Below are 13,706 nucleotides of genomic sequence, written 5' to 3' on the forward strand. Positions count from 1 at the left end.
TTAGGTAATACTGATTGCGTATAGATAGTGTATTAAGATACTATGAATATATCAGACTGATACAGCACCTGTTTTTTTAAAGATAGAATTTGCTGTAGAAAGGAAGTATATTATGCGTAGACGCAGCACCTCTTTTTTGAAACCGCTTATTATTTCAGCTCTTTCACTCGTTCTTCTCCTAGTTGTTGGCATCTATTTTTTTGGTGAGGATATAGGCGAAAAGCCGCCGAACAAGGCAGTTCCTACAAAGTCACACCCAACTAGTAATAAACCAGCAGATTCAAACGGAAATAAACCTTCGATCCTAGAAGCTTTGGTACGTGACGCCTTCTCACTATCTAAGGACGGTAAGGTAGTAAACGCTCCGTTCATTTCTGGTAAAACTCAAAAAGTAGACGTAATGAAACAATGGGGAAAACCGACTAAAACCACGAAAGCACCAAGCGGCATCTACGAAGAATTTGCAACCCACCATGTCGTTCTTGGATACAGTGGGGAGGTAGTAAATGATATCAGGTCCTATGATAGGGACATACAAAGCATTCCATTGAATGAAATCAAGAAGGCAGGTGGTGAACCTGATCAAGTTCGGTATTATCAAGATCAATTCAATAACCAAATCATTCTGCTATATCATGTTAATTCTACCACTGATTTAAAATGGATATTACCGAAGCCAACCGAAAAGGAGCCGAACCCGAAAGTGGATCATATTTCTGTCTTTACCCAAGTTCAAAATCAAGCAGTTCAACAAAAGGGCATAGAGGAAATTGTTTCGCAAATGAGTTTAGAAGAAAAAATAGGGCAGATGATGATTGCCGGTATTTCTGGTACGAATATGGATCCACAATCAAATAGTTTAATCACGAAATACAAAGTTGGCGGGATAATTTTTTATCAGAATAATTTAGTTAATCCGGAGCAAACGGTTCAGCTTCTAAATGAAATAAAAACTGAAAATGTTCACAACCGTCTACCATTATTTTTAAGTGTTGACCAAGAAGGCGGACGCGTTACCAGGCTGCCCGGGGGACTTATCAATTTTCCTACTAATAAAGAGATTGGGCTGGTAAATGATTCTCAGTTTTCTTACAAAGTCGGAACGCTTTTAGGCAAAGAGCTAAATGGGTTTGGGTTTAATCTTGATTTCGCTCCTGTATTTGATATCAACAGTAATCCTAACAACCCAATCATAGGGGACAGGTCATTTGGGAACAATCCGGATGTTGTCAGTAAGCTTGGGATCCAAACGGTGAAAGGCATTCAATCGCAAAAAATAATCGCAACGATTAAGCATTTTCCCGGACACGGGGATACATCAGTTGATTCCCATCTCGAATTGCCAATTGTATATAAAAATCTGACAGATCTTAAAAAACTTGAATTAATCCCGTTTCAGCGTGCCGTAGAAAATGGGGCGGATGTAGTCATGGTGGCACATATCTTACTTCCAAAATTGGATGCTCATTATCCAGCTTCTATGTCCAAGGTTATCATCACAGATATCCTTAGAAAACAGCTTAATTTCAACGGGGTTGTGATAACGGATGACATGACGATGAAGGCGGTCACTGACCATTTTAAAATGGGTGAGGCAGCTGTGGATTCCATTAATGCTGGCAGTGACATCATTTTAGTGGCCCATGATTATAACCAAATAGTTGATGCGATTACATCCGTAAAAAGGGCTGTTCAAACAGGGGAAATTTCTGAACAAAGAATTAATGATAGTGTGAGAAGAATTATCATATTAAAAAGGAAATATGGGATCAACAATACGAACAGGGGGAATGTGGATATAGGAGAGCTGAACCAGTCAATAAAAAATCTCCTTGATGACTACAAAATAGAACGGAATTAAAAAAACAAAGATAGTTACTCAAGAATTTATTTGTAATAATTGGAAGTGTCACCATATCCTGCTGTATAATAGAGATGAAATAGACACAAGCATTAAAATCAAACGATTGACTAGAGTGTCGTTAATTATAGGAGGAAAATATGGGAAGATTAGTTCATTTTGAAATTCATGTAAGTGATATGGATCGAGCTAAGAAGTTTTATGGAGAGGTATTCGGATGGTCATTTCAAGATTGGAGTGAATATGCAGGGATGCCTTATTTTGGAGCAGTAACGGGAAGTGAAGATGAGCCCGGAATTAATGGTGCTTTAATGCAGCGCCAAAGTGCACCTCCAGAAACAAATCAGGGGTTAAATGCATTTGCATGCACAATGGGTGTAGAAGATTACGATTCAGCAGAATCCAAAATTTTAAACAATGGAGGGAAGGTTGCAATGCCGAAGTATGCCCTTCCTGGAATGGCGTGGCAAGGCTATTATATGGATCCGGAAGGAAATATATTTGGTATTCATCAGCCTGATGCAAACGCTAAATAGTAGCTTTGATTTAACCTTGTACAATAAGATTCTAAAATTTAATGTTAATTTGTTTTGCTTGCATGTTGATGTGCAAGCTTTTTTTTGAAAAAAAATTCCTTTTATCGGTATGTAACTCCGCTTATTAAGTTTAAATATATTTCATAATAATATTATGTAAACTAATTCCTTGTTCAACCTGTATTTAAATGACCGGTCATGGGTCTCTACTATTAGTCTATTTGAGCCATTCACTTTACCCATCAACTTCGATAAGATATTAGAGTGATAACCATTGGAAGCAACTATAATATTAAACCCGATTGAGTCAACTTTATAACTCGTGAGAGAAAGGAGAGCAATGTGAACACAGACCAAGCTTTTGACTTTTTAAAAGCCGCAGGAGTTTCAGACGATCAATGTGTCGAAACGGTAAGAAGATGGCTGCGAGAGCGGAAAATTAAATACCAAGCAAAGGGTGCATTTCATCAAACTGACTATATACTTGATGATACCAATCAGGCTATTAACCTGTTAAATGATGCAGGTGTAGCCGCTAATATAGGGATTCAAGTCGTGCAACGCTGGTTGTATGAGGGGAAGATTCAAAAAGTAGGAAATGGAAATCAACTGACTGAATACATAGCAAACGTTAAAAATCCCAAGCAAATAATAAACTCTCCTACAGATCAGGATAAACTGATCCGAGAATTAAAGGCAAAAGTCAAGGTACAGGATGACCATATAAAAGAGCTAGAGGAACTCCATAAAACATCAGTCAAGACTTTCATCCAGCAAAGAAACAAATTACAAAAAGAAATTCTCAACTTAGAGCTTGAAAAAAATGAATTACAAAAGGAAACTAGAAAAGTACTAAAAGAAAATATTGAATTACGTAGTGAATTGTTATACTTAAAAGATAAACTTTCTAAACAGGGAAAAAGAGTTCCTGAAAAGGCCCAGGTGTTCATAACCGATCAAACACTTGATTATCGCCAAAAGTTAGGTTTATCAAAAACGGCAACTGAAAAGGAAATTTTAACAAGATATAAAAAATTATTAAAAATCACCCACCCTGATCATGGGGGCAATGCGGTAGTTTTTCATTACGTTAAAACAGACTATGACCATTATAAAAATAATAAAGGTGTAAGCAATGAACAGTAAATTAAAATGGAACACGAAACATATGGAACGGATCAAACAGCTTGAGGAACCTACACCGAATCCTAGATTAGTAAAGCTTGCATCTTATCTAAGTGGCGGCAATGCGCTTGATCTTGCGTGTGGTCTTGGAGGAAACAGCTTGTTTTTAGCTCAAAAGGAATACAAGGTGCAAGCTATAGATATTTCGGAAGTTGCTATCACCTATATTCAAGAACAAGCAGCAAAAACGGCCCTCTCAATCGATGCCAAGATGGCCGATCTCACTGCTATGGACCATTTCAGTTGGGACAGCCAATCCTTCGATATGATTGTTGTTACCAATTACCTTGATCGCAAGCTTTTTCCTTATCTAAAAAAATTCCTTAAAAAGAGTGGTTACTTTTTCATGGAGACTTATTATCAGTCACCAAATGCAGAGAATCAGGAAATATCCACTCATTATAAATTAAAGCCAAAAGAGTTGTTAAACGAATTTGGTGATTGGCAGATACTTTATTATGAAGAAAACGAACATAATGGACGACAAACTATTTTTTGCAGGAAATAAGGAATTGAAACCCAATTGAAAAAGGCGCTATCCATACTAGAAGGATAGTGCCTTTTTTTTATGACCTTGTTATAAACTCAGTTTGTAAGGCTGTTGTAAAAAAGTTTGTTTTATTTTTATTATCGGATATCTTTGATTCAAGCTAAATTTCTTGACCTCAAAAATGTCTGGGAGTATGATGGTTACGTTATTTAATCTAGGTTACTAATTGTTACCAAAAAGTAAAATAATAATGAACATAAAAGGAGTGATAGATATGGTGGAAGTTACTTTGATGATTCATTACAGAGGTAAAAATTATTTAACGAATGTAATGGTGGAGAAGGGCACACCAGAGAAACAAATACTGCGTATCGCAAAGGAACAAATTAAGAAGCGATGGTTAAAATAGAAGATGTACATGGTTACCACTAGATCCTTTCTGAAAGGAGCATAACTTCTTGAATGAGAAACAAAAAGTCGGAGAAAAAGCTGCCGATTATGTTGAAGATGGAATGGTTATTGGGCTAGGGACAGGTTCTACTGTATTTTATACTCTCACAAAACTGGGTCAATTAGTACAACAAGGACTCTCGATAAAGGGAATCCCTACATCTTTACAAACAGAGCAATTGGCCAGGGAATTAGGAATACCTTTGACAACTTTTAATGAAATAGACCAAATTGATCTGGCCATTGATGGTGCTGATGAAGTAAACCCAGACTTACACCTTATTAAAGGAGGAGGGGGTGCCCTTCTAAGAGAAAAAATCATTGCGAAAGCGGCTGATACGTTTATTGTCGTAGCAGATTCACGCAAAATGGTTGATACATTAGGATCCTTTCCACTCCCAGTAGAGGTGATCCCATTTGGGATGGAAATGACACGAAAATATTTAGAAGAGCTTGGCGGATCACCTCAATTACGGCAAAAAAATGGATCAGCTTATCTAACAGATAATGGTCATTATATTTTTGATTGCAGCTTTCAAACGATTACCAATCCTCGAGATTTAGAAATAGATCTGAATCTCATTCCTGGTGTTGTCGAAAATGGATTATTTGTTGGAATGGCTGACATCGTCATTACCTTGGATTTACATAAGGAAATTGACATTAATTCGCGAAAATAAATCGGGTATGGATGAGGGAAAATAATTAAGTAATACGATAACTAGATATAATTTTTCAATTATGAGGAGAAACAAATATGGAATCAATGACGTTTGTATTATTTGGAGCAACAGGGGATTTAGCAAAGAGAAAAATATACCCCGCTCTTTATAATTTATATATAGATCATAAGCTGCCACAACCTATTTCGATTATTGGCCTTGGCAGAGGGAATTTAACTCAGCTAAATTTTCAAGAAAAGGTAAAAGAATCAGTGATCGAGTTTTCACGCCGCTTAGAGCATGATGCCAGTCAATTGGGAGAATTTCTTGAGGCGTTTCGATTCAGTACGTTGGATGTAGGTAAGTCAGAGGATTATCAAAAATTGCTTAAGCTAGTTAAAGAACGAGAAGAAGAACTGCAAATAGCAGAAAATCGCATGTTTTATTTATCGGTAGCGCCAGAATTTTTTGATACCATTGCCCTAAATATTAATAGCAGTGGCCTCGGCGCAACGCAGGGCTGGAAACGATTAATCATTGAGAAACCATTTGGACATGACCTTCAATCGGCACGCAAACTTAATGAAAAATTGAGCAGTGCGTTTGATGAAGAAGAGATTTATCGAATCGACCATTATTTAGGAAAGCCAATGGTACAAAACCTCGAAGCGCTTGAATTTGCAAACCCAGTTCTCCAATCTATTTGGAATAAAGAACATATTGCCAATGTTCAAATCACTGCGAGTGAAATAGTTGGTGTCGAACAAAGAGCAGGTTATTACGATCAAGCAGGAGCCATTCGCGACATGGTACAAAATCATATGCTGCAAATGCTGATGATGACCGCCATGAACCTCCCTTACAAGATTAACGCTGCCGAAATTCGGAATGAGAAACGGAAGGTAATGGAAGCTGTTCGTCCGGTAAGTAAGGAAGAGGCTCAATATGAAATTGTTCGAGGTCAATACGCTTCTGGAAAGATTGATGGTAAATCAGTTGCAGGTTATCGTGACGAACCGGGAGTAAATCCTTCTTCGCAGACCGATACATTTGTGGCTGCTCGTTTATGGATTGATAATCCAAACTGGAGTGGAGTTCCGTTCTATATACGAACAGGAAAGCGCATGAAGGAAAAATCTACTCGGATCGTTATTGAATTTAAAAATACGTTAAAACTTCTATATAGTGAAAATGATCAAAAAGTAGAGCCAAATTTATTAATTATTGAAATCAGCCCAGATGAAAATGTTACCTTGCAGTTGAACAGTAAAAACCATTTGAATAACGGGAAAATGGAACCTGTTAGAATTAATCTTTCTTGTGAAGATTCAGATCGCAATGGATCAGGTGTACCGGAAGCGTATGAAAGACTTATCTATGATGCCTTCATTGGTAATTCGACCTTTTTTGCTCATTGGAAAGAGGTTGAATTATCTTGGGAATGGGTACAGCCAATCTTGAATGCATTTGCGGAAAATCAATTGCCTCTTCATGAATATCCGTCCGGTTCGTATGGACCTGATGCCGCTGATTCCTTGTTAGCTGAAAATGGCTTTAAATGGTGGCTGGATGAAACAATTCAAGAAGACAAAGAGGCCGTACTTCAGAAATAAAAAAGTCTAGGAGGAAATTGACATGGCACAAAACATTGATAACTTAGCTGTAACAACGATTCGAACTTTATCGATCGACGCGGTCAATGCGGCTAACTCTGGTCATCCCGGGCTCCCGATGGGGGCAGCACCAATGGCCTATGCATTATGGGCAAACCATTTGAATCACAATCCAAAAAATCCACACTGGTTTAACCGTGACCGCTTCGTTTTATCTGCCGGACATGGTTCTAGCTTACTATACAGCATGCTGCATGTTTTCGGGTATGATGTATCGATGGATGATTTGAAGAACTTCCGAAAATTGAATAGTAAAACCCCTGGCCATCCCGAATTTGGCCATACCGCTGGGGTAGAGGCGACAACTGGCCCATTGGGACAAGGAATTGCCAATTCAGTTGGGATGGCGATGGCGGAGGCACATTTAGCTGCTAAGTTTAATAAAGAAGGATTTCCTGTTATTGACCATTATACCTATGCTTTAGTTGGTGATGGTGATCTTATGGAAGGTGTTTCGTACGAAGCGATGTCAATGGCAGGACATATGAAACTAGGGAAGCTGGTTGTATTATATGATTCGAACGATATCTCCCTAGATGGGGAATTAAATGTTTCCTTCTCTGAAGATGTCAAGAAAAGAGCAGAATCTGCCCATTGGCACTATCTAAGAGTAGAAGATGGCAACGATATTGAGGCCATTACAAAAGCGGTTCAATCGGCTAAAGAAAATACGGAGCAGCCAAGTTTGATTGAAATCAGAACGATCATTGGTTACGGAAGTCCGAAGGTAGCCGGAACCAATAAGGCCCATGGTGCACCGCTTGGAGTTGATGAAGGGAAAGTAACCAAACAAGCCTACAACTGGCTTTATGAAGAAGATTTCTATGTTCCAGATGAAGTAAGAGCCCATTTTGAACAATTAAAGCGTAAGGGAATCGAAACCGAACAAAGCTGGAACCAATTATTTGATTCGTATCAAAAAGAAAATCCTGAATTGGCAGAACAGTTAACGAATGCGATTTCTGGAAAAGTTCTCATCGAAGCCAACGATATTTTAACGTTTGATAGTAGCAAAGCACTATCAACTCGTGTTGCCAGCGGGGATGCAATTAACCATTTTGTGAAATCAGTGCCAGCCATTTTTGGAGGCAGCGCAGACCTTTCTCACTCCACTATGACTGAGATTAAAGGGGAGCAAATATTTGCCGTCGAATCATACGGAGCCCGTAATGTTTATTTTGGTGTTCGAGAGCATGCGATGGGTGCAGCGGCAAATGGGATGGCTTATCACGGCGGATTAAAGCCGTTCGTTAGCACTTTCTTTGTTTTCAATGATTATTTACGCCCTTCTATCCGCTTGGCTGCTTTATCAAAGCTTCCAGTTACGTATGTGTTTACCCATGATTCCATCGCAGTTGGGGAGGATGGTCCAACACACGAGCCAGTGGAACAGTTGGCTGCTCTTCGTGCTATCCCAGGTCTAACAGTTATCAGACCTACAGACGCTAATGAGACAGCTAGTGCTTGGGCCTACGCACTTCAACAAACAGAAGGACCAGTCGCCTTAATCCTAAGTCGTCAAAACTTACCTGTATTTAGTGAAACGAAAGCAAATGTAGAAAACGTATCTAAGGGTGCGTATGTATTAACTGAAACCACTTCGAACCCAAACGTAATCTTAATAGCAACAGGTTCTGAGGTCTCATTGGCTGTCAATGCAAAAGCTGAACTGGAAAAGGAAGATATTTCTGTTCGGGTTGTCGCAATGCCAAGCTGGGAATTGTTTAACAAGCAATCATCTGAATATAAAGAGAAGGTGCTTCCTTCATCTGTGACAAAACGGGTGGCAATCGAAATGGGTATCCGATTAGGATGGGAACGCTATGTTGGTTTTGCAGGAGAAGTGCTATCAATTGAATCATTCGGTGCTTCTGGAGAGGGTACAGCCGTGATGAAGCATTTTGGATTCACGACCGAAAATGTCGTTCACATCGCGAAAAATGTTTTAAATAAGTAAACAATGTGGGGGAATAGATCATGAAAGTAGGATTAATCGGACTAGGAAAAATGGGTTTCAACCTAGGACAAAATTTATTGGAGCACAATCATGAAGTGGTCGCATTCGATGTTAATTCGAGTGCTGTCGAAGAAATGAAAAAATTCGGTGCAGCAGGCGTTTCAAGCTTAAAAGAATTAGTTCAATCCCTTGAACAACCGAGAATTGTTTGGATTATGGTTCCACATGCCGTCGTGGATTCTGTGATTGGAGAAATTCATTCGTTTTTAAACGAAGGGGATATCGTAATTGAAGCGGGTAATTCTCATTATAAAGAATCGATTCAACGTTATAACGAATTGAAAGAACTCGGGGTTCATTTTATGGATGCAGGTACATCTGGCGGTATGGAAGGTGCACGCCATGGTGCATGCTATATGGTTGGCGGAGACCCGGAGGCTTGGGAAATAGTTGAACCTATTTTTAAAGATACGTCTGTGGAAAATGGTTATTTATATGCAGGCAAAGCCGGCAGCGGCCACTTCTTAAAGATGGTCCATAATGGTATTGAGTATGCCATGATGGCTGCAATTGGTGAAGGTTTTGAAGTCCTTGAGAAAAGTGATTTCAATTATGACTATGAAAAAGTAGCTAGAGTATGGAATAACGGTTCTGTGATCCGTTCTTGGCTAATGGAATTAACTGAAAATGCCTTTTCAAAATATCCGAATTTGGAAGAAATTAAAGGGATTATGCATTCATCAGGTGAAGGAAAATGGACGGTAGAAACAGCCCTTGACCTGCAAACCGCTACGCCGGTTATCGCCTTGTCGTTGATGATGCGTTATCGTTCTTTAGAGAATGACACCTTTACAGGAAAAGTGGTTGCCGCATTAAGGAATGAATTTGGTGGACACGGAGTCGAAAAAGCGAGACAATAGAAAAGATTAAAAGATAGGAGGAAGAAACATCATGAAATTTTTTATTGATACTGCTAATTTAGACGAGATTAAAAAGGCTTATAAAATTGGGGTGTTATCGGGTGTTACTACCAATCCTTCCCTGGTTGCAAAAGAAGGAGTAAAATTTGAAGACCGTATTGCAGAGATTTTAAATGCGGTTCCTGAAGTTGAGTCTGTTTCTGCAGAAGTAACTCCAAACGCTTTAACAGCGGATCAAATGATTGCAGAAGCAAACGAGTTAATCAAAATTAATAACGGGGATAAAAATATCACCATTAAACTTCCAATGACATTAGATGGGTTAGAGGCATGCCGTTATCTAACAAAGAAAGGTGTAAAAACAAACGTTACCCTTATTTTTACAGTTAACCAGGCTTTATTAGCAGCTCGTGCTGGGGCAACATATGTTTCTCCATTCTTGGGCCGATTAGACGATATTAGCGAAGATGGTGTACAACTTGTTGCAAAGATTGCTGAATTGTTCCGTGTACAAAAATTAGATTCACAAATCATTGCAGCATCTGTTCGTCACCCAGATCATGTAACACGTGTAGCACTTGCTGGTGCACATATTGCAACGATTCCTTTTAAAGTAATCGAACAATTATCTAAACACCCTCTAACGGATCAAGGAATTGAAAAGTTTGCTGCGGATTGGAAAAGTGCCCTTTAATAGGTACGTACAATCAGACGGGATTTCATTGTTTTAAACCGCATTATAAAATGAAACGACCATCCTAATCTTACACAGATAAGGATGGTCTTTGTTCTAATAAAAGCCATTTCTTTAATTATCCTTCATCCAGCAATTTGCCCACTGACTTATAGGTCCAAGTATTTTTCCTAGTTCAGTTCCTTTTTTTGTTAATAAGTATTCCGTTCTTACCGGACGGTCAGGCAAAACATGGCGGAGGACGATTCCATGCTCTTCTAACTCTTTCATTCTCTCGGTCAGAACCCGTTTACTTAAATCTGGGATAAGGGCATTAATTTCGCTAAAACGCTTGGGGCCGCTTAGCAATACAAATATAATTAATCCTGTCCATCTTTTTCCTATTAACCCAAAAGATCTTTCAACCTCAGGACAAAGTTTTGCCTCCTCTTCCATCAAATCACGCACTTTCTTTTTATAATTTAGGTATTATTTATCTCTAATATACTTATTGTAACCATATATTAAATTCTTAAAAAGTTAAATTAGTAAATTTTTTAAAGAAAAACCTTTAATTAATGAAATTGTAATTATTTCGTCAAAATTGAAAGGAAACGATGAGGAAAAGTGAGAGGAACGATTCAAACATAAATAGAAAAATAGGGAAAAGCATTTCTTCAATTGAAGCTTTTCCCCATAGCATTCCTCTTAGTATTTAAAAGGAACTCAAGCTGTAATTCTTTTCTGACTAGGAAATGTGATATCTTCAGAATGAATCGTTAATAATCTCTCTAGTAGTTCCAGCTTTCCTTTGATCTCTTTTATTTCGATTGTAGAAATCACGTTTGCCTGTTTCAAAAAATTGATCTTGGTCGTTACTAATTGATTAAATTGGGTTGATTTTGTTAATATATATTCAATTAATTCGATGGCTGCTAGTCTTTCCCTTTCGTTCTTTAAAGCGAAAATATTTTGTTTGTCAGTCTCAAAGATAAAGATAGATTGTTGATCCTCTGACATTCTAATACCGAATAGCTCATTTTTTGTTCCATAATATTCATTATTTCTTATCCGCAGCATACCGATGCTAATCATCACTTCATAGAAAGGGAAGTTCTTATCAGGATAACGAAAATTGGTAAGTTCAATGTTTGAACTTTGATCAATAAATATTTCTTTTTCCAATTCTGTTTGGATCACTTTAGAGTCTATTAAGTTCACAATAATTACCTCTTTTCAAATAATTTATTTGCAACAAAAAGGAACAAGGAAACAAAAAGTAACCTAATAATACTAGTATTATATAGAAACAGGGGAAATAAATCAAATAGACTGTTTTCAAGTGATTTATTATTTCAATAATTAGATAAAGAGGAAGGAAGAAGGATATGCGTCTTAACACGAAACTTTGCAAAATACTTGGAATTGACCATCCTATTATTCAAGCAGGCATGGCTGGGGGTCTAACGACAGTAGAGCTTGTTGCTAGTGTCTCAAATGCCGGTGGATTAGGGACCTTGGGTGCAGCCTATATGAAACCCGAAGAAATAAGAGCCGCTATCCGAAGAATTAAGAAGCAAACCTCTAAGCCGTTTGCTGTAAACTTATTTTGTACAGACTGGCAAGATCAATATGCTGGAGTAGAGGAGTCTCAAAAAGTACTAAATGTTATTCGTGTAAAATTAGGTTTAAAGGAATTGGAAAAAAGGGTCGTAACGGACAACTTTTTTGAAGAGCAATTTGATGTCCTAGTGAAAGAAAAAGTACCCGTCATTTCTACGGCTTTTGGGGTGCTTCCTCGCGAGAAAATGATTGTAGCCAAGGAAAAAGGAATACTGGTAACGACTATGGTGACAACTGTTCAGGAGGCACTGTTGGCAGAAAAAGAGGGAGCTGATATTCTGATTGCCCAAGGTAGTGATGCCGGTGGCCATCGCGGAACATTTGTGATTGAACAAAACACGCATGGTGCCGCCATCGGAACCTTTTCGCTTGTTCCACAGGTAGTGGATGCCGTGTCTTTGCCGGTGGTGGCTGCAGGAGGAATCATGGATAGCCGCGGCCTTATTGCTGCATTAGCGTTAGGGGCACAAGGGATTCAAATGGGAACCGCCTTCTTAACGACACTTGAGTCGGGAGCGCATCCGGTCTATAAAAAGGCACTCATCAATAGTACGGAAGAAAGTACGGTGATTACGAAAGTTTTTTCAGGTCGTCCGGCAAGAGGGATTAAGAATGCTTTTATTGAAGAATACCAGAACGCCAATATTGCCCCAGCTGACTTTCCAACCCAAAATACACTGACAAATGACATTCGAAGGGAAGCCGTTTCACAAAATAATTCGAACTATATGTCATTATGGGCGGGGCAAGGGACAAGATTATTGCAAAATGAGATTTCAGCCGGGCAGCTGATCAGAGACTTGGTTGCTGGTGCGGAACGGTTGCTCGTAGTAAAGTAAACCTCATAAAATGAGTTGTTTTCTATTACATCAATTGACCATCAAAAGGTGACTTGTATTTCAAGTCACCTTCCTACTGAGAATTTAAAAAATAAGTAAAAAACTCATTGACAAACCGACGGTCGGTTTGTAATACTTAAATTGTAAAATATGGAATTTAAAAAGGGGAGTTTGGAACATGAATATTTCGTCAAAAAGGAAATTAATCCAAATGATTGCGGTTAGTTTGATCATTAATGGAGCTATACCAGTCGTTGTTTATCATGTGCTTACAGACTACTATTCCAGCTTTGTCTCTTTATTGATTGCGACATTGATTCCCATGGGGGATAATCTATATCATATCGTGAAATATAAAAAAGCGGATGCCTTTGGGCTATTTATGCTCACCGGCTTTATCCTAAGTTTACTAGCCTTTTTATTGGGAGGAAACGAGCGGCTTATTTTATTAAGAGAATCAATGGTTACTGGATTATTAGGACTTATTTTTATTGCATCCTTATTCTTCTCTAAACCATTAATTTATCACTTTGCTCTTAAATTTACTTCTGAAAAAGCATCTCAACAAAAAGGGAAATTTGAAAAGAACTGGGAAGTCCCCTATTTTCGCACTGTACTGCGAATCATGACGGCTATTTGGGGTATTGCTTTATTAGGCGAGGCAATTGTTAAAACGATTCTTGTCTATGAACTTTCTATTACCACCTTTTTAGCCATCTCACAACTTATCTTTTATAGTATCATTGGAGCAGCTATTTTATTTACAGTTGTTTATCGCCGTTATGCAAAAGTACGCTTAGATAAGTTGACACACATTAGTTAAAATACTCCCAGAAT

Annotated in this window: 14 protein-coding genes; 12 read left to right on the plus strand and 2 right to left on the minus strand. The window is 38.3% G+C overall.

Features of this window, described 5'->3' with window-relative positions; translation table 11 throughout:
* Nucleotides 1-112 precede the first annotated feature (112 nt).
* The 10 genes from nagZ to fsa all read left to right on the plus strand — a co-directional run bounded on the left by nagZ (nucleotide 113) and on the right by fsa (nucleotide 10,428).
* On the plus strand, nucleotides 113-1,861 hold the full coding sequence (nagZ, locus tag V7077_RS20395) for a beta-N-acetylhexosaminidase (RefSeq protein WP_335505313.1): 1,749 nt from the start codon (nucleotides 113-115) through the stop codon (nucleotides 1,859-1,861).
* A gap of 140 nt (nucleotides 1,862-2,001) precedes the next feature.
* Nucleotides 2,002-2,397 (plus strand): VOC family protein, encoded by a 396-nt coding sequence (locus V7077_RS20400; protein ID WP_335505315.1) that lies wholly within the window; start codon nucleotides 2,002-2,004, stop codon nucleotides 2,395-2,397.
* Between the two features lie 342 nt (nucleotides 2,398-2,739).
* Nucleotides 2,740-3,543: a hypothetical protein gene (locus V7077_RS20405; protein ID WP_335505317.1), complete on the plus strand. Its 804-nt coding sequence runs from the start codon at nucleotides 2,740-2,742 to the stop codon at nucleotides 3,541-3,543.
* A complete protein-coding gene (locus V7077_RS20410) occupies nucleotides 3,533-4,090 on the plus strand; it encodes a methyltransferase domain-containing protein (protein WP_335505319.1) in 558 nt (185 codons plus the stop codon). The genes V7077_RS20405 and V7077_RS20410 overlap by 11 nt, the downstream gene beginning before the upstream one ends.
* A gap of 256 nt (nucleotides 4,091-4,346) precedes the next feature.
* Entirely contained in the window at nucleotides 4,347-4,481 is a 135-nt protein-coding gene (locus V7077_RS20415; RefSeq protein ID WP_335505321.1) for a BA3454 family stress response protein, read from the plus strand.
* A gap of 49 nt (nucleotides 4,482-4,530) precedes the next feature.
* Nucleotides 4,531-5,202, plus strand: coding sequence for a ribose-5-phosphate isomerase RpiA (rpiA, locus tag V7077_RS20420; protein ID WP_335505323.1), 672 nt, complete (start codon nucleotides 4,531-4,533; stop codon nucleotides 5,200-5,202).
* 77 nt (nucleotides 5,203-5,279) lie between these two features.
* The gene (gene zwf / locus V7077_RS20425) at nucleotides 5,280-6,797 is read left to right on the plus strand and encodes a glucose-6-phosphate dehydrogenase (protein WP_335505325.1); all 1,518 of its coding nucleotides are present in this window, start codon (nucleotides 5,280-5,282) and stop codon (nucleotides 6,795-6,797) included.
* A 22-nt stretch (nucleotides 6,798-6,819) separates the two neighbouring features.
* Complete coding sequence (gene tkt / locus V7077_RS20430) at nucleotides 6,820-8,814, plus strand: transketolase (RefSeq protein WP_335505326.1); 1,995 nt, start codon at nucleotides 6,820-6,822, stop codon at nucleotides 8,812-8,814.
* Between the two features lie 20 nt (nucleotides 8,815-8,834).
* The gene (gnd, locus tag V7077_RS20435; RefSeq protein WP_335505328.1) at nucleotides 8,835-9,734 is read left to right on the plus strand and encodes a phosphogluconate dehydrogenase (NAD(+)-dependent, decarboxylating); all 900 of its coding nucleotides are present in this window, start codon (nucleotides 8,835-8,837) and stop codon (nucleotides 9,732-9,734) included.
* 31 nt (nucleotides 9,735-9,765) lie between these two features.
* Nucleotides 9,766-10,428, plus strand: a complete 663-nt coding sequence (fsa, locus tag V7077_RS20440; RefSeq protein WP_215042091.1) for a fructose-6-phosphate aldolase — start codon at nucleotides 9,766-9,768, stop codon at nucleotides 10,426-10,428.
* 114 nt (nucleotides 10,429-10,542) lie between these two features.
* Here fsa and V7077_RS20445 read toward each other — a convergent pair whose 3' ends face one another.
* Together V7077_RS20445 and V7077_RS20450 are read right to left on the minus strand one after the other, a co-directional pair.
* Nucleotides 10,543-10,863 (minus strand): winged helix-turn-helix transcriptional regulator, encoded by a 321-nt coding sequence (locus V7077_RS20445; protein WP_335505393.1) that lies wholly within the window; start codon nucleotides 10,861-10,863, stop codon nucleotides 10,543-10,545.
* A gap of 270 nt (nucleotides 10,864-11,133) precedes the next feature.
* Complete coding sequence (locus V7077_RS20450) at nucleotides 11,134-11,628, minus strand: hypothetical protein (RefSeq protein WP_335505332.1); 495 nt, start codon at nucleotides 11,626-11,628, stop codon at nucleotides 11,134-11,136.
* Between the two features lie 167 nt (nucleotides 11,629-11,795).
* Here V7077_RS20450 and V7077_RS20455 point away from each other — a divergent pair, with 167 nt between their 5' ends.
* Both V7077_RS20455 and V7077_RS20460 read left to right on the plus strand, forming a co-directional pair.
* On the plus strand, nucleotides 11,796-12,869 hold the full coding sequence (locus V7077_RS20455; RefSeq protein WP_335505334.1) for an NAD(P)H-dependent flavin oxidoreductase: 1,074 nt from the start codon (nucleotides 11,796-11,798) through the stop codon (nucleotides 12,867-12,869).
* A gap of 178 nt (nucleotides 12,870-13,047) precedes the next feature.
* A complete protein-coding gene (locus V7077_RS20460) occupies nucleotides 13,048-13,692 on the plus strand; it encodes a VC0807 family protein (RefSeq protein ID WP_335505336.1) in 645 nt (214 codons plus the stop codon).
* The last annotated feature ends 14 nt before the right edge of the window (nucleotides 13,693-13,706 follow it).

The organism is Neobacillus vireti, from assembly GCF_036962465.1.
Lineage (GTDB): Bacteria > Bacillota > Bacilli > Bacillales > Cytobacillaceae > Neobacillus > Neobacillus vireti_B.